Consider the following 25796-nt stretch of genomic DNA (forward strand, 5'->3'; position numbering starts at 1 on the left):
TTGTCTGTTCGATGGACGAGACCCTGGCCAAGAAGCTGCGCATCCTCGCGGACGCCGCCAAGTACGACGCCTCCTGCGCCTCCTCGGCCGCGCCGAAGCGGGCGGCCGGCAAGGACGGGCTCGGATCGACCACCGGGGCCGGGATCTGCCACGCCTACACGCCCGACGGGCGGTGCGTCTCGCTCCTCAAGATCCTGCTGACGAACTGGTGCCTGTTCGACTGCGCGTACTGCGTGAACCGGCGCTCCTCGAACGTGCGGCGGGCGAAGTTCACCGTGGAGGAGGTCGTGAACCTCACCCTGAACTTCTACCGGCGCAACTACATCGAGGGGCTGTTCCTCTCCTCCGGCATCATCAAGTCGCCCGACCACACGATGGAGCTGCTGACCCGCGTGGCGAAGTCGCTCCGGCGCGACCACGGTTTTGCCGGCTACATCCATCTCAAGTCGATCCCGGAGGCGAGCCCCTGGCTGATCGAGGAGGCGGGCCTCTACGCCGACCGGCTCTCGATCAACGTCGAGCTGCCGACCGAGGCGAGCCTGGAGCGGCTCGCGCCCGAGAAGGACGGCGCCGCGATCCAGGGGGCGATGGCGCAGATCGGCGAGCGCATCGTGCAGGCCAGGGCCGAGAAGCGCCGCTTCTCGCCGGCCGGCCACTCGACGCAGGTGATCGTCGGCGCGGACGCCACCACCGACGAGGCCCTGATCCGCAAGAGCGCAATGCTCTACGGCAGCGTCGGCCTGAAGCGGGTCTACTACTCTGCCTACAGTCCGATCCCGGACGGATCGGCGATCCTGCCGCCGAAGCCGCCGCCGCTCCAGCGCGAGCACCGGCTGTACCAGGCCGACTGGCTGCTCCGGTACTACGAATTCACCCCCGACGAGGTGGCCGATGCGTCGGAGGGCGGGATGCTCGCCCTCGACATCGACCCGAAGCTCGCCTGGGCGCTGAAGCACCGGGACAAGTTCCCGGTGGACGTGAACCGCGCCGACCGGGAATGGCTGCTGCGGGTTCCGGGGCTCGGGGCGCGGGCGGTCGACAAGATCGTCAGGGCGCGCCGCCACGCGACCTTGCGCCTCGACGACGTCGCCCGGCTGACCTCCGGCCTGAAGCGGGCGCGGCCGTTCCTCGTCGCCGCCGACCATCGGCCGGTCGGGCTCACCGACCGGCTCGACCTGCGGGCGCGGCTGGTCGAGCCCGCGGCGCAGCTGAGCCTGTTCTGATGGGGGCGGGGTACGCGCCGTTTCCGTCTGCCTCCGTGGGAAGGGGGGATGCGCGGTCGCCGCGCTCCGTCGCGCTGCGCCCCGGCGCCGATCTCGACGGTTTCCGCAAAGCCGCCCGGAGCCTCGTCGCGCAGGGCGTCGCCCCCGAGGCCGTGACGTGGTCGGTGACGGACGCGCCCGGCCTGTTCGGCAGCGACGCCGAGCCGGCGAGCGGCACGCCGCTCGTCCTGCCGAAGGCCGTCGCCGGCCTGATCCCGCAAGTCATTCCCCACCGCGATCCGGAGCGCTACGGCCTGCTCTACGCGCTGATCTGGCGGGTCTGCCGCGGCGAGCGGCACCTGATGGAGGTCGGCAGCGACCCGCTGGTCCACCGCCTGCACCGGATGGCGAAGGCGATCGGGCGCGACCTCCACAAGATGCACGCCTTCCTGCGTTTCCGCCGGGCGGAGGGACCGGACGGCGAGCGCTACGTCGCGTGGTTCGAGCCGGACCACCACATCCTCGAGGCGGCGGCACCGTTCTTCGTCGATCGCTTCCGCGGGATGCGCTGGTCGATCCTGACGCCCGAGGGCTCGGCCCACTGGGACACCGAGACCCTGACTTTCGGGCCGCCCGGCGACCGTGCCCAACTTCCGGAGGGCGACGGCTTCGAGGCCGGCTGGCAGACCTATTACGAGAGCACGTTCAACCCGGCCCGCACCAACCTGAAGGCGATGCGGGCGGAGATGCCGAAGAAGTACTGGCACAACATGCCCGAGACGGCCGCGATCCCGGCCCTGGTCCGGGCGGCGGCCGGGCGCACCGAAGCCATGATCGAGAGGGAGCCGACCTTGCCCACACGCCGCGAACCCGCCCGGGCCGTCGCCGCCATGGCCGACCAGGATCCCAAGAGCCTCGACGAGCTGAACGCGATCATCCGCCGGACCGAGCCGCTGGTTCCGGGGGCCACCCAGGCCGTGCTCGGCGAGGGGTCGGTCGGGGCGACGGTGGCCTTCGTGGGCGAGCAGCCCGGCGACCAGGAGGACCGGCAGGGCCGGCCCTTCGTCGGGCCCGCCGGCCAGCTGCTCTCCCGCGCCATGGCGGAGGCCGGGATCGACCGGGGCGCGAGCTACCTGACGAACGCGGTCAAGCACTTCAAGTTCGAGGAGCGCGGCAAGCGCCGCATCCACCAGAAGCCGACAGCCGGCGAGGTCAGCCATTACCGGTGGTGGCTCGACCGGGAGCTCGAATTCGTCGGCCCGAAGCTCGTCGTGGCGCTCGGCGCGACCGCCGTGCTGGCGCTGACCGGCAAGGCGATCCCGATCACCCGGGCGCGCGGCCCGTTCCGCTTCGACCGGCACGACAACCGATTCCAGGGCTTCATCACGGTCCACCCGTCCTACCTGCTCCGGTTGCCGGACGAGGCGAAGGCGGAGGCCTACGCGGCCTTCGTGGACGACCTGCGCCGGGTGGAGGCGCTCGGGCGCGAGCTGGCGGCCTGATCCTCCTCTGCCGCGCTTCTGCTATGCTGACGGCCGCCGATTCCCTCCGGTCCCGCCGCCATGGACAAGCTCGCCGCCCTCGACATCCTGCGCGCCAACGAGGCGGAACTGCGCCGCCGCGGCGTGCTGCACGCGGCCTTGTTCGGTTCGGTTGCCCGGGGGGAGGCGCGGGCCGACAGCGATCTCGACGTGATGATCGAGATCGATGTGTCCGTCGTGGGCGGTCTCTTCGGCTATGTCGGCCTGTGCCACTTCATCGATGATCTCTTTCCGATCCGGGTCGACGTGGCGGATCGGGCGGCCCTGAAGGATCGGGTTCGCACGCACGCGGAGCGCGATGCCATTTCCGCCTTCTGAACGCGAGCGGGCCGCCTGCGCCGACATGATCGCCAACGCGGAGCGCGTTGCCCGCTTCGTGGCGGGATTCACGCTCGAGACGTTCGAGGCAGACGAACGCACCCACTTCGCGGTCGTGCGCTGCCTGGAGATCATCTCGGAGGCGAGCCGCCGATTGAGCGCCGAGACGAGAGCCCGATATCCCGACGTGCCGTGGCGTCAGATCGCGGATGCGGGGAACTTTTATCGCCACAGCTATCATCGGGTGACGCTGGACATCGTCTGGCTCACCGTCCACCACGAATTGCCCGTTCTCGTCGCGGCCTGCCGCGCCGAAATCGCCCGCGCGCCCGACTCCTGATCGCCCCGAGCCGCCTGAGCCCATGACCGACTCGAAGCCCGACTCGAGCCCCGAGACCAAGCCCGTCGGACCCGGCGATCAGGTGATCCTGGTCGACGGCTCGTCCTTCATCTTCCGGGCCTATTTCCAGTCGATCAACCAGGACCAGAAGTACAATTCGCGCCCCTCCGACGGGCTGCCCACCGGCGCCGTGCGGCTGTTCTGCACCAAGATCGCGCAGTTCCTGCAGGACGGCGCCGCCGGCACCATGCCGAGCCATCTCGGGATCGTCTTCGACAAGTCGGAGGGCTCGTTCCGCAAGGAGATGTTCCCCGACTACAAGGGCCACCGCCCGGACGCGCCCGACGACCTGAAGCGCCAGATGCCGCTGATGCGCGACGCGGTGCGCGCCTTCGGCCTGCACGCGGTGGAGCTGGAGCGCTACGAGGCCGACGATCTCATCGCCACCTACACCCGCCAGGCCGAGGCGCGGGGCGCGGGCGTCATCATCGTCTCGTCCGACAAGGACCTGATGCAGCTCGTCGGGCCGCAGGTGCGGTTCTACGATTTCGAGTCGGGTGCCAAGGGCAAGCCCGGCTACCGGCCCGAGCGCAACCTCGACGTCGAGGCGATCGTCGCCAAGTGGGAGGGCCTGCAGCCGAACCAGATCGGCGACGCGCTGGCGCTCATCGGCGACACCTCCGACAACGTGCCGGGCGTGCCCGGCATCGGCCTGAAGACGGCCGCGGCGCTGATCAAGGAGTTCGGCAGCCTCGAGGCCCTGCTGGAGCGGGCGGGCGAGATCAAGCAGCCCAAGCGGCGGGAGACGCTGCTCGCCAACGTGGATCAGGCCAAGCTGTCGCGCAGGCTCGTGGCGCTGATGGAGGACGTACCGGTCCCGGTGCCGCTGGACGACCTCGGCGTGCCCCAGCCCAATCCCGAGAAGCTGGTCGGCTTCCTGAAGGCGATGGAGTTCAACACGCTGACGCGCCGCATCGCCCAGATGCTGCACGTCGATCCCGAGGCGGTGAAGCCCGATCCGCGCCTCCTGCCGGGCGCCCGGCCGCACGGCTACGGCAACGCCGCCGGGGGCAGCGACGCGGTGCCGTTCTTCGGCGATTCCGTGCCGCCGGATCCCGAGACCGCGGCCGCCGGGGCCGAGCGACCGCCGGGCGCCGCCCCGCCGGAGGGCGGCGAGATCGATCCCTTCGCCGATCTCGACCTGCCGGACGCGCCCGCCAAGCCCCGGGCGCCCGTCGAGGCGACGCCCGGCAACGTGGTGGCGGCCCGAGCCGCGGAATCCGTGGCGCCGTTCGACACCGCCGCCTACGAGACGGTCTCGTCCCTGGAGCAGCTCGACGCCTGGATCGCGGAAGGCCAGGAGGCCGGCGTGATCGCGGTCGATACCGAGACCGACTCGCTCGATGCCCACAGGGCCGGCCTCGTCGGCGTCTCGCTGGCGGTCGCCACCGGCCGGGCCTGCTACATCCCGCTGGCCCACGTCCAGGCCGCCAAGGTGCAGGCGGACGCCACCGACCTGTTCGGTGAGGGCGCCGCGCCCTCCGACGTGGTCGAGCCGGTGCCGGGCCAGATCCCCCTGAAGGAGGCCGTCGCCCGGCTGAAGCCGCTCCTCGAGCACCCCGGCGTCCTGAAGGTCGGCCAGAACCTCAAGTACGACTGGGTGGTGCTCGCCCGCCACGGCATCGAGGTCGCGCCGTTCGACGACACGATGCTGATCTCGTACGTGCTCGACGCCGGCAAGGGCGGCCACGGCATGGACGAGCTGGCCCGCCGGCATCTCGGCCACCAGCCGATCACCTTCTCGGACGTGGCCGGCACCGGCCGCAACAAGGTGACGTTCGACCGCGTCGCCATCGACAAGGCCACCGCCTACGCGGCCGAGGACGCGGACGTGACCCTGCGCCTGTGGCGGATGATGAAGCCGCGCCTCGTGGCCGAGCACCGGGTCGCCGTCTACGAGACCCTGGAGCGGCCCCTGCTGCCGGTGATCGCCCGGATGGAGCAGCGCGGCATCCGCGTCGACCGGGAGATGCTGAGCCGCCTGTCCGGAGATTTCTCGCAGATCCTCGTCCGCCTGGAGGAGGAGATCCAGGAGGATGCCGGGGAGAAATTCTCGGTCGGCTCGCCGAAGCAGATCGGCGACATCCTGTTCGGGAAGATGGGTCTGCCGGGGGCCAAGAAGACGCCGTCGGGCCAGTGGGCCACGCCCGCGACCTTGCTGGAGGAGCTGGCCCAGGCAGGCCACGAGCTGCCCAAGAAGATCCTGGAGTGGCGGCAGCTCTCGAAGCTGAAATCCACCTACACGGACGCGCTCCAGGCCCATGCCGACCGCGAGACGGCGCGGGTCCACACCTCGTTCTCGCTGGCGGCGACCACCACGGGGCGGCTGTCCTCCTCCGAGCCGAACCTGCAGAACATCCCGATCCGCACCGAGGAGGGGCGGCGCATCCGCCGCGCCTTCGTGGCGGCGCCGGGCAACCGGCTGATCTCGGCCGACTACTCGCAGATCGAGCTGCGGCTGCTGGCCCACATGGCCGACATCCCGGAACTCCGGAAGGCGTTCGAGGACGGGATCGACATCCACGCGGCGACCGCCTCGGCGATGTTCGGCGTGCCGCTCAAGGCGATGACGCCCGACCTGCGGCGCCGGGCGAAGACCATCAACTTCGGCATCATCTACGGCATCTCGGCCTTCGGCCTCGCCGACCGGCTCGGCATCGGCCGGGAGGAGGCCTCGGCGTTCATCAAGCAGTATTTCGAGCAGTTCCCGGGCATCCGGGACTACATCGAGACCACCAAGAAGAGCTGCCGCGACAAGGGCTACGTCACCACCCTGTTCGGCCGGGTGTGCCACTACCCGCAGATCCGCTCCAACAACCCCTCCGAGCGCGCCAGCGTCGAGCGGCAGGCGATCAACGCGCCGATCCAGGGCTCGGCCGCCGACATCATCCGGCGGGCCATGACCCGGATGGAGGCGGCCCTCGCCGCGAAGAAACTCGGGGCGCGCATGCTGCTGCAGGTGCACGACGAGCTGGTGTTCGAGGCGGCCGAGGACGAGGTGGAGCGGACGATCCCGATCATCCGCGGCGTCATGGAGGAGGCGCCGGCGCCGGCCCTGACGCTGAAGGTGCCGCTGGTGGTCGAGGCCAACGCGGCGGGCAACTGGCAGGAGGCGCATTGACGGGTCGGACCGAGGCTCAGCCGGCCTTCTTCGCGAGCGGAGCGAGGCGATCCTGTCGGCGCCGCGCTTGCCGACATGCCGTAGCCCTGGGTCGCTTCGCTCCGCTCGCGAGGACGGCGGCGCGCTGAGACGACGTCGTCGAACCGCGACCGGGCATCTTGGAGATGCCGCCGAAGACGGTCATACGCCGTACGCGTATGACCTGCATCGCTCAGAGCCCGTGACCGAGCCCTTCCCCTTCCTCTCCGGCGGCGGTGAGGCCGCGCGCATGATCCGCGCGCGCGACTGGTCCGGTCATCCCCTGGGTTCTCCGGAGACGTGGCCGGCGGAGTTCCGCGCGGCCCTGTCGCTCGTCCTCAACTCGCCGGAATCGATGATCCTGGCCTGGGGGCCCGACCTCCACTTCTTCTTCAACGACACCTACTTCCCGCTGCTCGGCCCCCGGCTGCCCTGGGCGATGGGCGAGCGGTTCGACGTGGTCTGGGCCGATGCCTGGGATCAGGCCAGGCCGATCATCGACGCCGCCATGGCCGGCCGTCCGGAGCGCTTCGTCGACCTGCCGTGGCAGCTCGACACCGACCGCGGCGCCCGGGAGACGTGGTGGACCTTCTCGTACTCGCGGGTTCTCGACGCCGAGGGCCGGGTCGCCGGCCTGTTCATCCTCACCAACGAGACCACCGGCCGGGTCCTGGCGGACGCCGCCCTCAAGGAGAGCCAGGGCCGGCTGGAGGCGGCTCTGGCCGAGCTGCGCGAACTCAACGCCACGCTGGCGCACCAGGTCGAGGAGCGCACGGCCGACCGCAACGCCCTGTGGACGCTCTCGTCCGACATGATGCTGCGCTGCCTGTTCGACGGGACCATCACCGCGGTGAACCCGGCCTGGACCGAGGTGCTGGGCTGGCGTCCGGACGAGCTGGTCGGAACCAAGCTCATCGCCTTCGTCCACCCGGACGATCTCGACCGCACCGCCGAGGGCGCGCGGCAGCTCGCCGCGGGGTCGAGCCTCGCGCGCTTCGACAACCGCTACCGCCACCGGGACGGCGGCTATCGCTGGATCAGCTGGGCGGCCCGGCCGGGGGAGGGCGTCATCAACGCCGTCGGCCGCGACTTCACCGCGGAGCGCGAGCGCGCCGACGCCCTGGCCGCCGCCGAGGAGGCCCTGCGCCAGTCGCAGAAGATGGAGGCGGTCGGCCAGCTGACCGGCGGCATCGCCCACGACTTCAACAACCTGCTCGCCGGCATCTCCGGCTCGCTGGAGCTGATCCAGACCCGGCTCGGCCAGGGCCGCGTCATGGACGTCGACCGCTACATCAACGCCGCGCAGGGGGCCTCGAAACGGGCCGCGGCGCTGACCCACCGGCTGCTCGCCTTCTCGCGTCGCCAGACCCTCGACCCGAAGCCCACCGACGTGAACCGGCTGGTGGCCGGCATGGAGGAGCTGATCCGCCGCACCGTGGGCCCCGCCGTGGTGGTCGAGGTCGTGGCGCCGCCCGGCCTCTGGCCGGCCCTGGTCGACCCGCCGCAGCTCGAGAACGCGCTGCTCAACCTGTGCATCAACGCCCGGGACGCGATGCCGGAGGGCGGCCGCATCACGATCGAGACCGCCAATGCGTGGCTCGACGAGCGCGCCGCCCGGCGCCACGACATGCCGCCGGGCCAGTACCTGTCGCTGTGCGTCACCGACACCGGCAGCGGCATGGCGCCGGAGATCGTCGGCAAGGTGTTCGAGCCGTTCTTCACCACGAAGCCCCTGGGGCAGGGCACCGGCCTCGGCCTGTCGATGATCTACGGCTTCGCGCATCAATCGGGCGGCCAGGTGCGGATCCACTCGGAGGTCGGCAGGGGCACGACGGTCTGCCTGTACCTGCCCCGCCACCGCGGCGCGGTCGCCGAGGAGGACGCGCACGCCGCCGTCGGCGCGCCGCCGCGGGCCGCGCCGGGCGAGACCGTGCTGGTGGTCGACGACGAGCCGACCGTGCGCATGCTGGTCACCGAGGTGCTGGAGGATCTCGGCTACACGGCGATCGAGGCCGCCGACAGCGCGGCCGGCCTCAAAGTGCTGCAATCCGACGTGCGCATCGACCTGCTGGTGTCCGACATCGGATTGCCGGGGGGCATGAACGGGCGCCAGATGGCCGAGGCCGGGCGGCTCACGCGCCCGGGCCTCAAGGTCCTGTTCGTCACCGGCTACGCCGAGAGCGCGGTCTTCGGCAACGGGCCCCTCGAGGCCGGGATGCAGGTCATCACCAAGCCGTTCGTGGTGGAGGTGCTGGGCGCCCGCATCCGCGAGATGATCGGAACGGCTTGACCGCACGGTCGGTTCGGGCCTGATCGGCCAGGAGACGCCGGGGAGGAGGGACGCCATGCGGGCGCTGCTGTGCACGAGGCTCGACGGGCCGGAGCATCTGGAGATCGTCGAGCGGCCCGACCCGGTGCCGGGCCCCGGGCAGGCGCTGGTGCGGATGCGGCTGGCGGCCCTGAACTTCTTCGACACGCTGATCACCGCCGGGCGCTACCAAGTGAAGCCGACCCTGCCGTTCTCGCCGGGCGGCGAGGGGGTCGGCGTGGTCGAGGCGCTGGGCGAGGGCGCCGCGGGCGTGTCCGTGGGCGACCGGGTGATCGTCCATGCCGGGCACGGCTGCTGCGCGGAACTGATCGCCCTCGACGCCGCCCGGCTCACGCCGGTGCCGGACGCCGTGCCAGACGAGCAGGCGGCCGGGCTGACCATCACCTACGGCACCTCGCTGCACGCCCTGGCGAACCGCGCGCGCCTGCGGCCCGGCGAGTGGCTGGCGGTCCTCGGCGCTTCCGGGGGCGTCGGCCTCGCCGCCGTCGAGCTCGGCCGGCTGATGGGCGCCCGGGTGATCGCCTGCGCCTCCTCGGAGGAGAAGCTATCGGTCGCCCGCGCCCACGGCGCCGAGGCGGGCGTCGTCTACGACCCGGCGACGCTCAAGGACGAGCTGCGCCGGATCTCGGGCGGCGGGATCGACGTGGTCTACGACGCGGTCGGCGACGCCTACGCGGAGCCGGCCCTGCGGGCGCTCGGCTGGCGCGGGCGCTTCCTCGTGATCGGCTTCGCCGCCGGCGCCATCCCGCGGCTGCCGCTGAACCTGATGCTCCTCAAGGAACTCGACGTGCAGGGCGTCCACTGGGGTGCCTTCCTGGACCGGGAGCCGGAGGCGCACCGGGCCGATCAGCGCCGGCTCCTCGACTGGGTCGCCGCGGGCAGGCTCACCGCGCAGGTCCACGGCGTCTACCCGCTGGCGGAGTACCCGGAGGCCTTCGGCCTCCTGACCCGCCGCGCGGCGGTGGGCAAGGTGCTGCTGCGGCCCTGACCCGGGGCGCGGCCGCCCGCCTCAGCCCGGATCGGCGCGCGACCCGCGGCGCGGCGTCGGCGGGCGACGCGCTATGCGTTCCGCGCCGATCTGCGGCGCAGATCGCTGCCGCAGTAGAGGTTGCGGAAAAATCTGTCTTTCATCTTCATGCATCCCGACGCGACGGTGTCGTCCTCTGTGGTGCCCGAGATGAGACTGCGAAGAAGTATCGTATCGAAGCTGATACTGCCCTCGATTGTCGGCTTTCTGCTTTTCCTGGCAAGCTCGGCCGTCGGTTTGATGCAGATACAGGCCATCAACGCCGCCGCCGTGGAGACCCGCGACGTCTGGGTGCGCAAGGACAACGATCTCCATACGATTCGATTCCTGATGCTGCGGTACCACACGACGACGATCCGCAAGGTGGTCGCCGTCGACGACGGTGAGAACCGGGACCTCGATGCCGAGTTCGTCGAGATGGATCGGTCCATCCCCGAGGCCTTCCAGAGCTATCGCGCGCGCGCGACGACGCCCCGGGAGCGCGCGCTCTGGGACGCGTTCGAGGGGCGGTGGAAGGTCTATCGCACCGCCCAGGAGGCGATCCTCGCGCCGCTCCGGCGCGGCGACCGAAACGCGGCCCGCGACGCCATCGCGCCCGCCCGCCCGCCGCTCGTGGCCGCCTTCGATGCCCTGGCGGATCTCGCCCAGGTCACCGCCGAGGGCACGAACGTCTCGGTCCAGCGCTCCGAGGACGCGTTCCGGACGGCGTGGTCCGTCACCGTCGCGCTCGCGGTCATCGGGTTGCTCATGACCGGCGCGGCGGTCTGGTGGGTCTGGCACCGGGTCGCCCGCCCGATCCGGTCCCTGGCCGGAACCATGGGCCGGCTCGCGGCCGACGACCTCGACGCGGCCGTCGGCGGTTCCGAGCGCGGGGACGAGATCGGCGTCATGGCGGCGTCCGTCCAGGTCTTCAAGGACGGCCTGATCCGGGCGCGCACGCTCGAGCACGACGCCGCGCAGGCCCGCGCCACGGCCGAGGCGGAGCGGCGGAGCGGCATGCACCGGATCGCCGACGCCTTCGAGGGCACGGTCGGCGGCATCATCGGCACGGTCTCGGCCGCCGTCGCCGCGCTGCAGGACACGGCCTCGGCCATGAACGAGGCGGCCGCCGACACCGCCGATCGCTCCATCCGGGTGGCGAGCGCGGCCGAACGCGCCGCCAGCACCGTCAGCGTCGCGGCGGCGGCGGCCGAGGAACTCGGCGCCTCCGTCCAGGAGATCGGCCGCCAGGTCGCGGGTTCGACGGAACTGACACAGTCGGCGGTCGCGGACGCGGAGGCGACCGCGCATCTGGTCCAAGAGCTGAACGGGGCGGCGATCCAGATCGGTCATGTCGTGACCCTGATCTCGACCATCGCCGAGCAGACGAATCTCCTCGCGCTGAACGCCACGATCGAGGCGGCGCGGGCCGGCGCGGCGGGCCGCGGCTTCGCCGTCGTGGCCGCGGAGGTGAAGGAACTGGCCGGTCAGACCGCGCGGGCAACCGACGAGATCGGCGGCCACGTCGCCCGGATCCAGTCTTCCACCGGCGACGCCGTCACGGCGATCGGACGCATCGGCGGTCGGGTTCAGGAACTCAGCGCGGTGGCGACGCGGATCGCCAGCGCCGTGGAGCAGCAGGGCGCCGCGACGCAGGAGATCGTCCGCAACGTCTCCCAGGCCGCCCAGGGGGCAGCGGACGTCACCAGTACCATCACGGGCGTCGCCGACGCGGCGAAGGGGACCGGAGCGGCGGCCGATCAGGTTCTCACGGCAGCCTCGGAGCTGTCGAACCGGTCCGGCCACCTCAGGGACGAGGTGACGCGCTTCCTCGCGACCGTCCGCGCGGCCTGAGCGCGCGGGATCGGCGCAAACGCGGACCTCCGGCCGCGCGCCCGGCGCGCCGGCTCAGAGGAGCCCGCGCGCCTTGGCCAGGCCGACCAGGTCCGCCTGCGGGCGGGCGCCGATGTGCTGGATGACCTCGGCGGCCGCGAGCGTGCCCAGGCGGGCGCTGGCGACGTTGTCGAGCCCGCGGGCGTGCCCGGCCAGGAAGCCGGCGGCGAACAGGTCGCCCGCGCCGGTCGTGTCGACCACGGTCTGGACCGGGCTCGCCTCGACGGCCCGGATCTCGCCGCCCTGAACCACCAGGGCGCCGTCGGCCGAGCGCGTGACGAGGCCGAGCAGGTGCCGGCCGCGGGCGTTGCGCTCGTCGCGCAGGGCCGCCACGGCGGCATCGGGATCCTCGGTCTCGTAGAGGCTCTGCAGCTCGGCCATGTTGGCGAACAGGATGTCGATGCTGCCGTCCCGCACGAGGCCGAGGAACTCGTCGCGGTAGCGGCCCACGCAGAACGCGTCCGAGAGGGTCAGCGCGACGGCGTTGCCCGCCTGATGGGCGAGCTGCGCGGCCTTGCGGAACGCGTCCTTGGCGGCCGGCGGATCCCACAGGTAGCCCTCGAGATAGACGACGCGGGCCGAGCTCACGAGCGCCTTGTCGACGTCGTCGGGCGACAGGCCCTGGCAGGCGCCGAGATAGGTGTTCATCGTGCGCTCGCCGTCCGGCGTCACGAGCACGAAGCACCGGGCGGTGGCCGGCCCCTCGGCGGCGGCCGGGACGGCGAAGTCGACGCCGGTCGCCTTGAGGTCGTGGCTGAACAGGCCGCCGAGCTCGTCGTTCCGGACCTTGCCGACGAAGCCGGTCTTGGCCCCGAGGAGCGCCGCGCCGACCGCGGTGTTGGCGCCCGAGCCGCCCGACACGATCGTCGCCGGTCCCATCGCCTGGAACAGCGCCTCGGCCCGCGGCTCGTCGATGAGCTGCATCGCGCCCTTGGTGACGCCCTGCGCCGACAGGAAGGCGTCGTCCGTGCGGGCGATCACGTCGACGATCGCGTTGCCGAGCACGAGGAGATCGAGGGGTGCAGTCATCCGGGCGTCCTGATTCGCGTTCGCGCCGCTGTGGCATCCGCCTCGGATCGGATCAAGCGCCGTCGTCGGCGGGCGCGAGGTCGGCGAACAGCTCCGGCACGGGCAGGCGCAGGCCGGGCGGCGTCAGGTCCAGCGTCTCCCGGGTCGCGATGCGGGTCTCGATCAGGCCGCCCTGCGCGCGGCGGTGATGGATGACGAGACGCTTCACCGGATCCACGATCAGATAGTGGATGACGCTCTCCAGACCGAAGTAGCGGGTCAATTTCAGGCCCGAGTCCACCGCGCGTGTGCCCGGCGACTGAACCTCGACGACGATGACGGGATCGGTGATCTCGGTCGCATCGGGGTCAGCGCGCATCCCGCAGTAAACGAGGGCGTCGGGCTCGAAGACCGTATCCCGATCGACGCGAACACTGATGCCATCCGGCAGCGCGTAGCAGGCGCTCCCCGCTTGCTTCAGTGCGGACCGGAGCGCCAGATAGGTGGCCGCCTTGACCTCGGCATGCCGAACGCGCTCCGGCGACATCGCGAACACCTCGCCATCGACCAGCTCGAATCGCCCCGGCTGCCCCTCGGCCCAGGCGAGAAACTCGTCGACCGTCATCCGGGATCTCGGCTGAGCGACCATGCCCGAGGTTAGCACGGATTCGGCTTGCCGGGAGCTGTGCTCCTCACGGGCCTCACCCCGCGATCTTCTCCAGCGCGACGTCCCGCGTCCGGGGACCCAGCAGCCCGACGAGCAGGCCCGCGGCCAGCATCGCCGCCGAGATGAACAGGAACACGCCCGGCGTCCCGGCCTCCCGCAGCACGAACGCGATGACGAAGCCGGTGAAGATCGCCGAGAAGCGGCTCCAGGAATAGACGAAGCCGACCGCCCGGGCCCGGATGCCCGTGGGGAACAGCTCGGCCTGATAGGCGTGGAAGCTGTACGACATCACGTTCGAGGCCAGCGTCAGGCCGATGCCGAGCGCCACGATGACGGTGACGTCCCGCGTCTGCGCGAAGGCCAGGCCGCAGGCGATGTAGAGGAGGGCGGCGGCCACGATGACGTGCTTGCGCTCGAACCGGTCGGCGATGGCGAGGCCGATCAGGGGCCCGACCGGGGCGGCCAGCGCGATCAGCGCCGTGTAGGCGAGGCTCGACGTCACCGTGATGCCCTGGGCCACCAGGAGGGTCGGCACCCAGTTGGCGAAGCCGTAGAAGCCGACCGTCTGGAAGACGTTGAACCCCGCCATCATCAGGGCGCGGCGCCGGTAGGGCTGGACCCACATGTCGCGGAACGCGCCGCGCGGCTGCACCGGCTCCGGCGCGGCCGGTGCGGGAAGCGCGCCGCCGTGCTCGGCCGCGATCCGCGCCTCCAGCCGCCGCAGGACCGCCTCGGCCTCCGCCAGACGGCCGTGCTCGACGAGCCAGCGCGGGCTCTCCGGCAGGCCCGCCCGCATCCACCAGACCACGATCGCCGCCGAGGCGCCGATCAGCACCACCCAGCGCCACCCGTCGATGCCGAGGGGCGCCGCCGGGATCAGCAGGTAGGACAGGAACGCCACGACCGGCACGGCGGTGAAGCCGATGCCCTGGCACAGGGCGAAGGCCCGGCCCCGGATCGCCTTCGGCACCAGCTCGGACAGGTAGCTGCCGATCGTCACCATCTCCAGGCCGAGGCCGATCCCCGCGATCAGGCGCCAGAGATTGAGGCCGAAGGCGTCGCTCTGGCAGGCCATCACCACGTTGGCGGCGGTGTAGGACAGCAGCGACCACGTGAAGATCGCCCGCCGGCCGAACCGGTCGGCGAGCCAGCCGCAGGCGATGGTGCCGATGAACAGGCCGGTGAAGAGGGCCGCCACGAAGCTCGCGATGCCGCTGGCGCCGAACAGGCCCGGGGTCGTCGGCGTGAGGATCCCGGCCTTGACGAGGCCCGGCGCGACGTAGCCGGTGAACAGCAGGTCGTAGAGCTCGAAGAAGAAGCCGAGGCCGAGCAGCACCACGAGGCGCCAGACCGTCGGCGTCGCCGGGAGCCGGTCGAGGCGGGCCAGGATGGCGCCGGGATCGAGACCTTCCTCGGCAGCCCGGACTGCCGTACGCGTCGCCATGCCGGTGCGCCCCGTCTCGGCGCCGCGGCGCCCCGCCGGCGCAGTGCCGCGGAAGCGGGCGCCGCGCAAGAGGGTGCGACGCGGGGCGCGGCGCTCCCCTCAGGCGCCGAAGACGGACCAGCCCATGCGCTGCGTCAGCCGCTCCAGGGCGATGCGGCCGAGATGGGAATTGCCCGCCGCGTCGAGGCCGGGCGACCAGACGGCGATGGACGCCTTGCCGGGCGCGATCGCCAGGATGCTGCCGCCGACCCCGCTCTTGCCCGGCAGGCCGACGCGGTAGGCGAACTCGCCCGACCCGTCGTAGTGGCCGCAGGTCAGCATGATCGCGTTGATGCGGCGCGCGCGCTCGGCCGAGACCACCGAGTGGCCGGTCGACGGGTTGACGCCGTTATGCGCCAGGAACCGTCCGGCCCGCGCGAGCTGGCGGCAGTTCATCGCGATGGCGCAGTGGTGGAAGTAGACGCCGAGCGTGTAGTCGACCGGATTGTCGAGGACGCCGAACGACTTCATGTAGTTGGCCAGCGCGGTGTTGCGGAAGCCCGTGCGCTTCTCCGAAGCCGCCACCGTCTCGTCGATGGTGATGCTGGAATCCTGGGCCAGGAACTGCATGAAGCGCAGGATCTCGCCCAGCGCCTCGCGGGGCTCGTGGCCCGAGAGGATCACGTCGGTGACCGCGATCGCGCCCGCGTTGATGAAGGGATTGCGCGGCACGCCGCGCTCCCGCTCCAGCTGCACGATGGAATTGAACGGATTGCCCGAGGGCTCGCGGCCGACCCGTTTCCAGAGGCGGTCGCCGACCATGCCGAGGGCGAGGGTGAGCGTGAACACCTTCGACACGCTCTGGATCGAGAACGGCGTCTCGCTGTCGCCGCCGGTAAAGACCTGCCCCTCGGCGTCGATCACCGCCAGGCCGAAATGGCCGGGATCGACCCGGGCCAGCTCCGGGATGTAGTCCGCGACCGCGCCCCGGTCGGGGCGCTGGGCCATCTCCTCGGAGATCTCCCGGATGACGTGGGCAAGGTCGGGCACGGTCGGGCTCGGGCGTCGCGTTGCTTCGGAACCGGGCCGGTTCGCGACGTCTCAGGCGATGCAAGGTCCGGTCCGGCCGCGCGGTGATCTAGCAGTGCCGGGCGGGCGTGGGAACCGGAGCGGCCGTGCCCGCGCGACGATCGGCCGGCGAGCGCCGGCCGCCGGGCCGTCACTCGATCCGCACCGTCATCGCGAGCGCAGCGCAGCGACCCAGGGATGCGCCACGCTCGGGCATCGCGTGCCTCACTGGATTGCTTCGCTGCGCTCGCAAAGACGGCTGCGGTGCGTCCGCTCGGCGAGAAGGTTCATCACGCGGCGGCGAGCGCCATCGCCATGGATTCCTTCTTCATCAGCTCCCGGAAGAAGCCGTCGAGATGGGTCAGCTTGTCGGGCGAGCCGTCCTGCGCGATGCGGCCGCCGTCGAGCACGACGATCCGGTCGAAATCCTGCAGCGTCGAGAGACGGTGCGCGATCGCGATGACGGTCCGGCCCTTCATCAGGTTGGCGAGGGCGTGACGGATCGCCTGCTCGGATTCGGCGTCGAGCGCCGAGGTCGCCTCGTCGAGCAGCAGGATCGGCGAGTTCTTCAGGATCGCCCGGGCGATGGCGATGCGCTGGCGCTGGCCGCCCGAGAGCTTCACGCCGCGATCGCCCACGATCGTGTCGAAGCCTTCCGGCAGGGCCTTGATGAAGTCGGTGCAGTGCGCCGCCTCGGCCGCCTGCCAGACCTCCTCGTCGGTCGCCTCGGGCCGGCCGTAGCGGATGTTCTCACGCAGGGAGCGGTGGAACATCGAGACGTCCTGCGGCACGACCGTGATGGCCTCGCGCAGGGATTCCTGCGTGACGCGCTCGATGTTCTGCCCGTTGATGCGGATCGCGCCGCTCTGCACGTCGTAGAAGCGCTGGATCAGCGAGAACAGGGTCGACTTGCCGCCGCCCGACCTGCCCACGAGGCCGACGCGCTGGCCGGGCTCGATGACGAGGTCGAAGTCGGTGAAGACGGGGCGCCCGTCCGGATAGCTGAACGCGACGTGCTCGAACTCGATCTTGGCGCCCTGGCCGCTGAGCGGCTGCGCCTCCGGATGGTCCACGAGGTCGTGGGGCTGGAGCAGGGTGTGCAGCGCCTCGGAGAGGCGGGCGGTGTGCTGGGTCGCGTCGACCAGCGCCACCGCGAGGTCGCGGGTCGCGGCGAGGATGCGGATGCCGAGCGTGCAGACGAGGACCACCTGACCGTTCGTCGCCTGGCCGGCCTCCCACATCTGGATCGCCCAGTAGAGCAGGCCGAACACGGCGAGCACGGTGAGCACCGCGTGCACGATCCGCAGCTTCTCAAGATAGAGCAGGGACGAGCGGCGGGCGCGCATCTCGGTGGCGACGGTGCCCTCGAAGCGCTGGCCCTCGCGCTTGAACGCCGAGAAAGCGCGCACGAGCGACATGTTGCCGACGAGGTCGACCATCTCGCCGTCGACGGAGGCGGCCTTGGCGGCGAAGTCGTGGTGCAGCGGCTTGCCGGCCGCGGCCATCTTGAACATCAGCACGACGACGGCGGCGAACACGCCCGCCAGGATGCCCGCCATGGTGAGGTTGACGGTGGCGATGTAGGCGATCGACCCGAAGGCCGCGACCGTCGGCGGCATCACGTTGAACACGAACATGTTCTCGACCGTGAAGATCGCGTTCGAGGTCGCCGTGATCCGCGACGCCAGGGTGCCCGGCTGGCGGTCGGAGAAGAAGGTCGGGGAGTGGCCGGTCAGGTGCCGGAACAGGTCGCGCCGGATGTCGCCCGTGATGCCCACGAAGGTGAAGGCGCCGGTCAGCGCGGCCACGCGCCAGAGCATGTTGTCGGCGGCGATGAAGGCGATCAGGACCGCCAGGGCGCCCCAGATCACGGTGTTGTCGGGGCCGGGACCCTTCGTCAGCGCGTCGACCACGCCCTTCAGGGCGTAGTCGGTGGAGACCGAGAAGCCGACGGCGCCGAGCACCGAGATCAGGATGACCAGGTGCGGCAGCCAGCGGCGCCGGAGATACCGTCCGACGAAGGCGAAGGGCCTGTCGGCGTATCGGTGCAGCTCTTCCATCGCGGTGACCATTCCGTATTCACGCGGCTTTGGCTTACGGGCTGAGGCGGAGTGCAGCGCGGGCGCAGTCTGACCCGCAGCGGCAACGCGAGAGCGTTGCCATATGTTTCACCGGCTCGCACCTTCGCCGCGCTTTTATCCGCAGAACCTGAACGCCGCTTGAGCGGCTCGGAAACACCCAAGCGAATCCGATGCCGCGCCGGGTCAGGCCGCGCGCTCCGGCTGGCGCGTCTCCGGCATGATCAGCGCCACCAGCATGAAGGCCGCGAAGCCGACGACCGCGAGCCCCAGGAAGGCGCTGTGGCTGCCGAGATGGTCGGCCATGATGCCGGCGAGCGAGGTCGAGAGGGCCGCGCCGATGCCCATGGCGGTCCCGACCGCACCGAGGGCGAGGTTGAAGCGGCCGGTGCCGCGGGTGAGGTCCGACACGATCAGCGGCACCATCACGCCCAGCACCGAGGCCGAGATCCCGTCGAGCACCTGGATGGCGACGAGGCCGTAGGGGTTGGTCGTGTAGGCGAGCAGCAGGCCGCGGACCGGGAGGGCGCCGAAGCCGAACAGCAGCACCGGGTAGCGGCCGAAACGCTCGGCGGCCCGGCCGACCGCCGGGGCGCTGACCGCGAGGACGGCCTGCGGGACCATGATGCAGGCCGCCACCAGCGCGGTCGCGGTCTCGCTCGCCCGCAGGGTCAGGACGCTGCCGACGAGGGGCAGCATCGCGGCGTTGGCGAGGAAGAACAGCACCATGCAGGCCGCGAAGCACAGGAGGCCGCGGTTGGTCAGGAGCGCGCGGATGCCGTCCTGGCCGGACGCGGGCGCCGTCGAGGCCGCCGCCGCCTGGGCCGGCTCCTTGAACACGCCCGGATCGATGTCCTGGGCGCGGATGCGCGCCAGCGCGATCACCGTCGGGATCCCGAGGGCGGCGGTGAGGTAGAAGACGGCGCCGTTCGACAGGTAGTAGCCGATGGCGCCCATGCCGGCCGCGCCGAGGGCGTTGCCGAGGGCGGCGAAGCTCGCGTTCCGGCCGAGGCGCTCGCCGGCCCGGGCGCGCCCGACCAGGCCGATGCTGATCGCCGCGATGGCCGGCGTCAGCACGCAGCTCGCGGCCGAGTGGAGAGCCATCGCCAGGAGCACGATCAGGAAGCTCGGCCAGACCGCCAGCGCGAAGGCGCTGCCGGCGATCCCGATGACCGCCACGGCGGCGGCGAAGCGCTTCGAGCGCACGACGTCGACGAAGGCGCCCCCCGGCACCTGGCCGAGGAGCGCCACGAGGCTGCCCACCGTCAGGGCGAAGCCGATGTCGGACTGGGTCCACTTGGCCTGGGAGAAGTAGACCGCCAGGAACGGGCCGAACCCGGTCTGCAGGTTCGCGACGAAGAACGCGAAGGCGTCGAGGCCGTAGCGGCTCGCCGACGAGATCGCGCGTTCGCCGTGGACCGCCGAGCCTGCCGGTGCGCGCGCGGCCTCGGCCGCCTGATCCTTCAGGCGGGTCGGACGGGAACGGATGTCCTGCCGGGGCACGTCGCGCTCGCGGGGGGCGGCGGCGGTTCTGACCTTCAACCGGGCCACCGTCACTTATCCGGTGCCTTCTCCGGGGGCGGGGCGGGGGCGGGCGCGGGCACAGGCGCGGCAGGGGTCGGCGGGGTCGCGGCGGCCGGCGCCGCGGCGCCCGAGGCCGCGTTGCCGGGCGCCGGCGCGGCTGGGGCCGACTGCGGCGGCGTCGCGGAGCCCGCCGTCGGCGCGGCCGCCTGCTCGCCCTCGGCCGCGGGCGCGGCCGGGCTGGCGGGGCCCAGGACCACGATCGGCTCGCCGGCCTTGTATTCCGGGGAGACGCGGACCTGATTGCGGGTCAGCGCGACCGACAGCTTGCGCTCCTTCCCGCCGTCCGGCGTGAAGCGCAGGGCGCGCCAGTCCACGGCGATCTTGCGGGTTCCCACACCGAGGAAGCCGCCGAAATCGATGATGGCGGCGCGGGGATGGCCCTCCTTGTCGATGATGATGTCGATGACGCGCCCGAGCTCGTCGCCGCCGGCGCTGCGCACGCTGCGGCCGAGCAGGCTCTCGTAATCCTGCGTGTCGAGGACGGTGGCGGGTGTCCCCTGCTGCTGGGCCTGGGCCGCGGAGGGCGGCGCGCCCGCGGCAGCCGGCGGGCTGGCGGGCGGGGCGGCCGGGGTCGCCGCGGGCGGTGGCGTCGGGGCCGGTACCGGGGCCGGCGTCTGGGCCGGCGGTGCGGATGGCGGCGCGGCCGGACTCTGCGGCGCGGCCTGACCGGCAGGACCCTCGCTGCCGCTCACCTGGGCCTGCGCCGCGGCCCCCGACGCCCAGAGGGCGAGCGTCACGGCCGCGATCATCCGGTTGGTTCTGAACACGCTTCGTCCTCTGAGGAAAGGCCGGGCCGCGCCGGCGTGCCGGCGCGTCCACGACCGCATTCGGCCGGTTCCGGGTCCGCCGCCGGCAGGATCCCGCCCGCGGATGGCGTCGTGCCGCAGGACCTGGGCGAAGTTATGGACCGCGGCGGCCTCGCAGCAAGGCTCGGGCCGCGCGGGGCGCCCGCACGGTCCGAGGGGGCGGCGTCATCCCCCGGCGTCCCGCGGCGCTGTCTGGTTTTCGCCGCATCCCCAGCGTAGACAACCGCGCATAAACCCACGCGAGCCGCGGATGGCACCGCGGCCACTGTCGAGGACTACACGATGTCGACCCTCACCACGTCGCGATGCGCGGCAGCGCGCGGCCTCGCGCTCGGTGCCGCCCTGTCCGGTCTCGTGGCCGGCTGTCAGGCGCTCGGCGGAGGCGGAGGCGTGATGCCGGCGACGGAGGTCGGGCTGCCGCCGTCGCTGCGCGGTTCGCTGCCGAACCGCGAGCCGCGCAACGCCGCGGTCGATGCCGACGGTCAGCCTCTCCAGACGGCGCCGACGAGGCAGCTCGCGATTCCCAAGACCGCCGGCGGCGCCACGCGGACGGCCGACAGCGGCGAGCGCCGCATCCGGCGCGAGGATCTCGACGGCGGCAACGCGGCCGTCGGCGGCAGCGGCGGCAGCGGCTCGATGGGCCCGATGCTGTCGCCGGGCGGCAGCGTCGGCCTCGGCGGGAAGTTCTGAGCCGGCACGTCCCGGGGCCCGCACCGCTCCGCAGCGGGGCATCCGCGCGCCGCGACGCGGGATGATCCGCGCCCGACAGCCCGGGTCGACGAGCCGGGCCTAACCGGCCGCCTGGCTCGGCGCCTCCGCGAGCACGCCGGGCTCGAGATCGACCACGTAGCCGCCGAGTTCGGTGCTGTAGCTCAGCGCCTTCCAGGGCAGCGGGTGGTGGGTCTCGCCGAGCCCGAGGAAGCCCCCGAAGGCCAGAACCGCGTAGGCGACCTGTCCGGAGATCTTGTCCACCATGAAATTGTGGATGGCGCCGAGGTGGCGGCCGCTGCGGTCGTAGACGGCGGTGCCCTCGACCCTGTTGGACGCGATCAGACGCGGCGTCTCGTCGATGGCGACGCCTTCGCCGGCGGCGGGGTCGAGCTCCAGCGTGCCGGGCTTTCTCAGGGTGCGCTCGTTGGGCAGGTCCGTCGGCATGATCTCTCCCGGTTCGCGCGCGGGGTCGTGCCCGCGCGGCGGTCCCTCGGCTCACTAAGCGCGCCGGTCGGGACCGGTTCCGCCGGCGGGGCGCGGGGTCCGGACCCGCACCGAGCGCTCAGCGGTCGGGCGGCATGCCGGCGCTCGCCCGCCGCTGGTTGATCCGGTCGCGGACCGAGCGGTTCGCCAGCAGCATCTCGAAGCCGAAGGCCACGAGGGCGCACAGCGTGCACAGGATCGCCGCGCCGAACAGGCCGAACAGCAGGGTCGCGACCGTGCTGTCGCGCAGCGCGCCCACGAACAGCGTCAGCACCGAGCCGCAGGTCGCCACGCCGCCGAGCGCGGCCAGGAACACCGCGGCGTCGAGCGCGAGGGAGCGCCGGTGAAGGCGGTCCAGGCGCTGCCCGAGGCGGACGCGCTCGGCGTCGCCGGCCCCCGCCAGCAATCCGGAGACGTGGTCGGCCTGGTCCGCCACGCGCGCGAGGCGGGCCCCGAAGACGTTGAGGAGCGTCGCGATGCCCGACAGCAGGAAGACGGGGCTGAGCGCCACCTGGACGACGTGGGCAGTCCCTTCCAGGCTCGCGAGGGTGATCGGGTCGGTCATGCGGTCGGGCTGATGCACCCGGCGGACCGGCGCGGCAATCCCGGGTCGCTCAGATCAGTCCGCGCCCCGGCGCGGTGCCGGAGGCCGTCGTCTCCGCGCGGATCACCAACCCGAGACCGGTGACCAGTCCGGTGGCGAGCAGGAGCGCGAGCGTGAGGGCCGGGGCGAACATGTCTGTACTTCGCGCGCAGGATTGTTAAGAGCAGGTTTCGCGCCCGGCATCGGACCGAATAATCTTCACCACGGCGTCGATCGGGCGATCCCACAGGGGATTCTCGTGCGTGCCTTGTGGATGAGGGGGCTGCAAAGGCAATTTCCCCTTGGAACGGCGGCGGCACCGCTTAGTTGCTGCTATGCTGGCTCGGCCGTGGGGCGATCATGCCCCGGCCTGCGGCCCGAGAACCGGAGGAAGTTTATGGCCACAAAGACCGAGAAGGCTGCGCCGAAGGCGGCCAAGACCACCAAGACTGCGGAGAAGGCCGCCCCGGCGAAGGCTGCGAAGCCGGCTGCCGCCAAGTCGGCCGGCACCAAGCCCAACGCTCTGCAGCAGCCGCTGAAGCCGTCGGCCGAGCTCGGCGCCATCGTCGGCACCAGCCCGCTGCCCCGCGGCGAGGTGGTCAGCAAGGTTTGGGACTACATCAAGAAGAACAATCTTCAGAACCCGCAGAACAAGCGCGAGATCGTTGCCGACGACAAGCTCAAGAAGGTCTTCGGCAAGGACAAGTGCTCCATGTTCGAGATGAACAAGCATCTCGCCGCCCACCTGAAGGCCTGATCACGACCTAGAGCCAAGTCCGGCGTCTCGTCTGGGCCGACGGCTCTAGGTGCCTCCGCGACGCTCCAGTCGGGCCGGCCGACCGGCCGACATGGCGCGGCGCGCCGCGGGCGAAAGCCCGGTATCCAGAGCCGCCGGTCGCTCCGGCGGGCTCGGGCGATCCGCGGAGCGGGGCGCGTCCACAGGTCCGGATCCACAGGTCCGGATCCACGGGTCTGGATCGCGGGCTTCCTCGCGCGCTCTCGCCGGGCATCGCGGTTCCGCGCCCGCGGGTTGGTTGACCGGGCCACCGCTTCCGAGACCGGCGGGTGATGCTCGGACCGGTCCTGATCCCGGGTTCGGGCCCTGCCTGATCCTAGGCGAGGCCCTGCAGGACACCGCCGTCGACCCGCAGAGCTGCGCCGGTGGTGGCGCTCGCGGCCGGGCTGCAGAGATAGGCGACGAGGCTCGCCACCTCCTCCACCCGCGCGAGGCGCTGGATCAGCGAGGAGGGCCGGTGCTCCGCGACGAACTGGCGGCCCATGGCCTCGAGGTCGGCGTCGGCCGCGCCGCCGGCCATCTGCGTCATGAACTCAGCGACGCCCTCCGACAGGGTCGGGCCAGGCAGGACGCTGTTGACCGTCACGCCGCTGCCGGCCACCGTCTGGGCGAGCCCGCGGGAAATCGCGAGCTGCGCGGTCTTGGTCATCCCGTAATGGACCATCTCGGTCGGCGTGTTGATCCCGGACTCGCTGGAGATGAAGATCACCCGGCCCCAGCCGCGCTCCGCCATGCCGGGCGTGTAGGCCCGGGACAGGCGCACGCCGCTCATCACGTTGACGTCGAAGAAGCGCTGCCAGTCGGCATCCGGGATCTCGAAGAACGGCTTCGGCTCGAAGATCCCGGTGTTGTTGACCAGGATATCCACGACCGGCAGCCCCTGGACGAGCGCGGACACGCCGTCCGCGGTCGCGACATCCCCCGGCGCCGCGAAGGCGCGGCCGGCCCGCGCCTCGCCCCGCAGCCTCGCCAGCGCGGCCTCGACGCGCTCGGGCGTGCGGCCGTTGATGCCGACCTCGGCGCCAAGATCGAGGAGTTCCTTGGCGATGGCGTAGCCGATGCCGCCGGTCGAGCCGGTGACCAGGGCCTTCCGGCCGGTGAGATCGAGATCCATGGGACGCTCCTGCACGTGACTCGTCGCGTCAACGCGGTCCCGCGCCCGCGGTGGCATACGGGGTCGGTCTAGCCGCTCCGACTCCGCCGCAGGACGCTGGCGCAGCCGCCGATCACCGAGAGCGCCACAGCGCAGGAGAGCGAGATGGTGACGGCCCGCTCGGCCCCGAGCCCGTGCGTCAGGCCGAAGATCACCGCCACCAGGGCCGCGCCGAGCGACTGCCCGGTGAGCCGCGCCGTCGACTGCATCCCGCTCGCCCCGCCGGCCCGCTCGCGCGGCGCCGAGGTGACGATGACCTTGTTGTTGGGCGACTGGAACAGGCCGAAGCCGAGGCCGCACAGGGTGAGCCTCCAGACGATGTCGAGGGTGGCGGGGGCCGCGGGCAGGAGCGTCACGCTGACGAGCCCGGCGGCCATCATGGCCAGCCCGACGCCGCCGAGGATGCCGGGCGGGTAGCGGTCCGCGAGGCGGCCGGAGATCGGCGCCATCGCGGCGACCGCGATCGGCCAGGGGGTGAGCAGGAAGCCGGTCTGGGTGCTGGAGAGGTGCAGCACGTCCTGGAAGTAGAAGGGCAGCGCCACGTAGGAGACCATCTGGGCGCAGAACGAGGCGACGGACGTCGCCATCGACAGGGCGAAGGCGGGGATCCGCAGCAGGTCGACCGGCAGGAGCGGGGCGGGCAGCCGGATCTGGCGCCGGACGAACACCGCGCCGATGACCAGGGCGGCGGCGAGCTCGACGATCGCGACGCTGCGCGCCTCCGGATCGCCGAGACCGTCGATCCCGATGATCAGCAGGCCGAAGGTCAGCGCATTGAGCACCGCGCTCGCGAGGTCGAAGGGGCGGCCGCTCGCCGGTGTGACCGGCAGGGTCCGGGACGCCACCGCCAGGGCCAGCAGGCCCACGGGGATGTTCACGAGGAACAGCCAGGGCCAGGTCGCCACCGACAGGATCGCCGCCGCCACGGTCGGGCCGGCGGCCGAGGCCACCGCCACCACCAGCGCGACGTTGGCGACCCCCTGGCCGATCATCCGGTGCGGGTAGATGAAGCGCACGAAGCCGATATTCACGCTCATGATCGCCGCGCCACCGAGGCCCTGGACGATGCGCGCCGCGATCAGCATCGGCAGGTTCGGCGCGACCGCGCAGGCGAGCGACGCGGCGACGAACAGCGCGAGCCCCGGCAGGTAGACTTTCCGGAAGCCGAAGATGTCGCCGAGGGCCGCGAACGGCAGGAGGCTCGCCGTGACGGCGACCTGGTAGGCGTTGACCACGAAGATCGCGTCGGCCGGCCGGACCGCGAGGTCCTTGGCCATGACGGGCAGCGCCACGTTGACGATGGCCCCGTCGAGGACCGCCATGGTCATGGCGAGCCCGATCGCCGCCATGGCGAGGACGCGCTCGCGCGGCGGCAGGCCGTCCTGGACGGACCCCTGCGCGGTGCCCTGAGGATGACCCGGCGGGCTGCCTGTCGGACCGTGCGGGACCTGCGCCATGGGTGCGCGCTCCTGCGGCGTCCCGGCGGGTCCGTGACGTCGATGGCGGGGGGACATCCGGGCACGGGACGCGCCGCGGATGCTACTCCCTGTCGCGCAGGCGGGGAGGCCCGTCGAGGGGTGCCGTGTGTCCTATGTCACGGCGCGGACG

General features: G+C 71.9%; 22 protein-coding genes. 10 read left to right on the forward strand and 12 right to left on the reverse strand.

Annotated elements, in window-relative coordinates; genetic code table 11:
• Nucleotides 1–11: 11 nt before the first annotated feature.
• The 8 genes from ACX9MN_RS29790 to ACX9MN_RS29825 all read left to right on the forward strand — a co-directional run bounded on the left by ACX9MN_RS29790 (nucleotide 12) and on the right by ACX9MN_RS29825 (nucleotide 11789).
• On the forward strand, nucleotides 12–1223 hold the full coding sequence (locus ACX9MN_RS29790) for a putative DNA modification/repair radical SAM protein (RefSeq protein WP_489726185.1): 1212 nt from the start codon (nucleotides 12–14) through the stop codon (nucleotides 1221–1223).
• Nucleotides 1223–2704, forward strand: a complete 1482-nt coding sequence (locus ACX9MN_RS29795; protein WP_489726186.1) for a UdgX family uracil-DNA binding protein — start codon at nucleotides 1223–1225, stop codon at nucleotides 2702–2704. The genes ACX9MN_RS29790 and ACX9MN_RS29795 overlap by 1 nt, the downstream gene beginning before the upstream one ends.
• A 60-nt stretch (nucleotides 2705–2764) precedes the next feature.
• Entirely contained in the window at nucleotides 2765–3061 is a 297-nt protein-coding gene (locus ACX9MN_RS29800; RefSeq protein ID WP_020092532.1) for a nucleotidyltransferase family protein, read from the forward strand.
• Nucleotides 3042–3401, forward strand: coding sequence for a HepT-like ribonuclease domain-containing protein (locus tag ACX9MN_RS29805; protein ID WP_091976873.1), 360 nt, complete (start codon nucleotides 3042–3044; stop codon nucleotides 3399–3401). The genes ACX9MN_RS29800 and ACX9MN_RS29805 overlap by 20 nt, the downstream gene beginning before the upstream one ends.
• Before the next feature lie 22 nt (nucleotides 3402–3423).
• On the forward strand, nucleotides 3424–6582 hold the full coding sequence (gene polA / locus ACX9MN_RS29810; protein WP_489726187.1) for a DNA polymerase I: 3159 nt from the start codon (nucleotides 3424–3426) through the stop codon (nucleotides 6580–6582).
• 220 nt (nucleotides 6583–6802) lie between these two features.
• The gene (locus tag ACX9MN_RS29815; protein ID WP_489726188.1) at nucleotides 6803–8890 is read left to right on the forward strand and encodes a hybrid sensor histidine kinase/response regulator; all 2088 of its coding nucleotides are present in this window, start codon (nucleotides 6803–6805) and stop codon (nucleotides 8888–8890) included.
• Nucleotides 8891–8945: 55 nt separating this feature from the next.
• On the forward strand, nucleotides 8946–9917 hold the full coding sequence (locus ACX9MN_RS29820) for an NADPH:quinone oxidoreductase family protein (protein WP_489726189.1): 972 nt from the start codon (nucleotides 8946–8948) through the stop codon (nucleotides 9915–9917).
• A gap of 189 nt (nucleotides 9918–10106) precedes the next feature.
• The gene (locus ACX9MN_RS29825; protein WP_489726190.1) at nucleotides 10107–11789 is read left to right on the forward strand and encodes a methyl-accepting chemotaxis protein; all 1683 of its coding nucleotides are present in this window, start codon (nucleotides 10107–10109) and stop codon (nucleotides 11787–11789) included.
• A 54-nt stretch (nucleotides 11790–11843) separates the two neighbouring features.
• Here ACX9MN_RS29825 and ACX9MN_RS29830 read toward each other — a convergent pair whose 3' ends face one another.
• The 7 genes from ACX9MN_RS29830 to ACX9MN_RS29860 all read right to left on the reverse strand — a co-directional run bounded on the left by ACX9MN_RS29830 (nucleotide 11844) and on the right by ACX9MN_RS29860 (nucleotide 20405).
• The gene (locus ACX9MN_RS29830; protein WP_489726191.1) at nucleotides 11844–12857 is read right to left on the reverse strand and encodes an adenosine kinase; all 1014 of its coding nucleotides are present in this window, start codon (nucleotides 12855–12857) and stop codon (nucleotides 11844–11846) included.
• 52 nt (nucleotides 12858–12909) lie between these two features.
• On the reverse strand, nucleotides 12910–13461 hold the full coding sequence (locus tag ACX9MN_RS29835) for a Uma2 family endonuclease (protein WP_244491937.1): 552 nt from the start codon (nucleotides 13459–13461) through the stop codon (nucleotides 12910–12912).
• Between the two features lie 76 nt (nucleotides 13462–13537).
• Nucleotides 13538–14947 (reverse strand): MFS transporter, encoded by a 1410-nt coding sequence (locus ACX9MN_RS29840; RefSeq protein WP_489726192.1) that lies wholly within the window; start codon nucleotides 14945–14947, stop codon nucleotides 13538–13540.
• A gap of 99 nt (nucleotides 14948–15046) precedes the next feature.
• Complete coding sequence (locus tag ACX9MN_RS29845) at nucleotides 15047–15976, reverse strand: glutaminase (RefSeq protein WP_056526903.1); 930 nt, start codon at nucleotides 15974–15976, stop codon at nucleotides 15047–15049.
• A 308-nt stretch (nucleotides 15977–16284) separates the two neighbouring features.
• A complete protein-coding gene (locus ACX9MN_RS29850; RefSeq protein WP_026604824.1) occupies nucleotides 16285–18054 on the reverse strand; it encodes an ABC transporter ATP-binding protein in 1770 nt (589 codons plus the stop codon).
• Nucleotides 18055–18258: 204 nt separating this feature from the next.
• Complete coding sequence (locus tag ACX9MN_RS29855; RefSeq protein WP_489726193.1) at nucleotides 18259–19629, reverse strand: MFS transporter; 1371 nt, start codon at nucleotides 19627–19629, stop codon at nucleotides 18259–18261.
• Complete coding sequence (locus ACX9MN_RS29860) at nucleotides 19626–20405, reverse strand: PRC-barrel domain-containing protein (RefSeq protein WP_489726372.1); 780 nt, start codon at nucleotides 20403–20405, stop codon at nucleotides 19626–19628. Before ACX9MN_RS29860 ends, ACX9MN_RS29855 begins: the two co-directional genes overlap by 4 nt.
• A gap of 339 nt (nucleotides 20406–20744) precedes the next feature.
• On the opposite strand from ACX9MN_RS29860, the gene ACX9MN_RS29865 reads away from it, so the two are divergent.
• Nucleotides 20745–21152, forward strand: coding sequence for a hypothetical protein (locus ACX9MN_RS29865; RefSeq protein ID WP_026604823.1), 408 nt, complete (start codon nucleotides 20745–20747; stop codon nucleotides 21150–21152).
• Nucleotides 21153–21251: 99 nt separating this feature from the next.
• Here ACX9MN_RS29865 and ACX9MN_RS29870 read toward each other — a convergent pair whose 3' ends face one another.
• The 3 genes from ACX9MN_RS29870 to ACX9MN_RS29880 all read right to left on the reverse strand — a co-directional run bounded on the left by ACX9MN_RS29870 (nucleotide 21252) and on the right by ACX9MN_RS29880 (nucleotide 22393).
• Nucleotides 21252–21617, reverse strand: coding sequence for a PRC-barrel domain-containing protein (locus ACX9MN_RS29870; protein ID WP_042669685.1), 366 nt, complete (start codon nucleotides 21615–21617; stop codon nucleotides 21252–21254).
• Between the two features lie 118 nt (nucleotides 21618–21735).
• On the reverse strand, nucleotides 21736–22221 hold the full coding sequence (locus ACX9MN_RS29875) for a DUF2721 domain-containing protein (RefSeq protein WP_042669689.1): 486 nt from the start codon (nucleotides 22219–22221) through the stop codon (nucleotides 21736–21738).
• 49 nt (nucleotides 22222–22270) lie between these two features.
• The gene (locus ACX9MN_RS29880) at nucleotides 22271–22393 is read right to left on the reverse strand and encodes a hypothetical protein (protein ID WP_020092516.1); all 123 of its coding nucleotides are present in this window, start codon (nucleotides 22391–22393) and stop codon (nucleotides 22271–22273) included.
• A 243-nt stretch (nucleotides 22394–22636) separates the two neighbouring features.
• Here ACX9MN_RS29880 and ACX9MN_RS29885 point away from each other — a divergent pair, with 243 nt between their 5' ends.
• A complete protein-coding gene (locus tag ACX9MN_RS29885) occupies nucleotides 22637–22996 on the forward strand; it encodes an SWIB/MDM2 domain-containing protein (protein WP_012320460.1) in 360 nt (119 codons plus the stop codon).
• Between the two features lie 355 nt (nucleotides 22997–23351).
• Here the strand turns inward: ACX9MN_RS29885 and ACX9MN_RS29890 are convergent, their stop codons facing one another.
• Both ACX9MN_RS29890 and ACX9MN_RS29895 read right to left on the reverse strand, forming a co-directional pair.
• The gene (locus ACX9MN_RS29890) at nucleotides 23352–24149 is read right to left on the reverse strand and encodes an SDR family NAD(P)-dependent oxidoreductase (protein WP_489726194.1); all 798 of its coding nucleotides are present in this window, start codon (nucleotides 24147–24149) and stop codon (nucleotides 23352–23354) included.
• A 68-nt stretch (nucleotides 24150–24217) separates the two neighbouring features.
• Nucleotides 24218–25645, reverse strand: coding sequence for an MFS transporter (locus ACX9MN_RS29895; RefSeq protein ID WP_489726195.1), 1428 nt, complete (start codon nucleotides 25643–25645; stop codon nucleotides 24218–24220).
• Between the last annotated feature and the right edge of the window lie 151 nt (nucleotides 25646–25796).

Source organism: Methylobacterium sp. 1A, assembly GCF_058072805.1.

Bases quoted from the DNA above. Each gene is read 5' to 3' on its own strand.
- ACX9MN_RS29885 (WP_012320460.1), top strand. From the start codon at position 22,637: ATGGCCACAAAGACCGAGAAGGCTGCGCCGAAGGCGGCCAAGACCACC.
- ACX9MN_RS29865 (WP_026604823.1), top strand. From the start codon at position 20,745: ATGTCGACCCTCACCACGTCGCGATGCGCGGCAGCGCGCGGCCTCGCG.
- ACX9MN_RS29875 (WP_042669689.1), bottom strand. From the start codon at position 22,221: ATGACCGACCCGATCACCCTCGCGAGCCTGGAAGGGACTGCCCACGTC.
- ACX9MN_RS29790 (WP_489726185.1), top strand. From the start codon at position 12: ATGGACGAGACCCTGGCCAAGAAGCTGCGCATCCTCGCGGACGCCGCC.
- ACX9MN_RS29820 (WP_489726189.1), top strand. From the start codon at position 8,946: ATGCGGGCGCTGCTGTGCACGAGGCTCGACGGGCCGGAGCATCTGGAG.
- ACX9MN_RS29805 (WP_091976873.1), top strand. From the start codon at position 3,042: ATGCCATTTCCGCCTTCTGAACGCGAGCGGGCCGCCTGCGCCGACATG.
- ACX9MN_RS29800 (WP_020092532.1), top strand. From the start codon at position 2,765: ATGGACAAGCTCGCCGCCCTCGACATCCTGCGCGCCAACGAGGCGGAA.
- ACX9MN_RS29830 (WP_489726191.1), bottom strand. From the start codon at position 12,857: ATGACTGCACCCCTCGATCTCCTCGTGCTCGGCAACGCGATCGTCGAC.
- ACX9MN_RS29870 (WP_042669685.1), bottom strand. From the start codon at position 21,617: ATGCCGACGGACCTGCCCAACGAGCGCACCCTGAGAAAGCCCGGCACG.
- ACX9MN_RS29825 (WP_489726190.1), top strand. From the start codon at position 10,107: ATGAGACTGCGAAGAAGTATCGTATCGAAGCTGATACTGCCCTCGATT.
- ACX9MN_RS29850 (WP_026604824.1), bottom strand. From the start codon at position 18,054: ATGGAAGAGCTGCACCGATACGCCGACAGGCCCTTCGCCTTCGTCGGA.
- ACX9MN_RS29880 (WP_020092516.1), bottom strand. From the start codon at position 22,393: ATGTTCGCCCCGGCCCTCACGCTCGCGCTCCTGCTCGCCACCGGACTG.
- ACX9MN_RS29890 (WP_489726194.1), bottom strand. From the start codon at position 24,149: ATGGATCTCGATCTCACCGGCCGGAAGGCCCTGGTCACCGGCTCGACC.
- ACX9MN_RS29795 (WP_489726186.1), top strand. From the start codon at position 1,223: ATGGGGGCGGGGTACGCGCCGTTTCCGTCTGCCTCCGTGGGAAGGGGG.
- polA (WP_489726187.1), top strand. From the start codon at position 3,424: ATGACCGACTCGAAGCCCGACTCGAGCCCCGAGACCAAGCCCGTCGGA.
- ACX9MN_RS29835 (WP_244491937.1), bottom strand. From the start codon at position 13,461: ATGACGGTCGACGAGTTTCTCGCCTGGGCCGAGGGGCAGCCGGGGCGA.
- ACX9MN_RS29840 (WP_489726192.1), bottom strand. From the start codon at position 14,947: ATGGCGACGCGTACGGCAGTCCGGGCTGCCGAGGAAGGTCTCGATCCC.
- ACX9MN_RS29895 (WP_489726195.1), bottom strand. From the start codon at position 25,645: ATGGCGCAGGTCCCGCACGGTCCGACAGGCAGCCCGCCGGGTCATCCT.
- ACX9MN_RS29860 (WP_489726372.1), bottom strand. From the start codon at position 20,405: ATGATCGCGGCCGTGACGCTCGCCCTCTGGGCGTCGGGGGCCGCGGCG.